Source organism: Collinsella sp. AF37-9 (genome assembly GCF_003475115.1).
GTDB lineage: Bacteria > Actinomycetota > Coriobacteriia > Coriobacteriales > Coriobacteriaceae > Collinsella.
This window is the reverse complement of record NZ_QROQ01000057.1, coordinates 1-297: the sequence shown is the minus strand read 5'-3', so window position 1 is coordinate 297 and position 297 is coordinate 1.

Here is a 297-nt window from a genome sequence, read left to right as displayed (position 1 = left end):
AGAGCCTCATCATCGCGGGCGCGACGTACTACGAGCCGGGCGTGTCGGGCCCCGGCTGGGCCTGGACCGATGCCGACCACCTTGACCTTAACGGCTACGCGGGCGAGGCCATCGGCGCCAAAGGCGACCTGGTGCTGACGCTTGCCGGGTAAAACTCCGTGACGGAGTCACATGCGCCCGATGCGGACATCACGCTGTGCGGCATGGAGGTGTGGGGCAACCTGACGCTTCGCGGCACCGGGACACTGAAGGCGACGGGCTCGCAGTGCGGGATCCACATCTCGCAGGCGTTCGTGG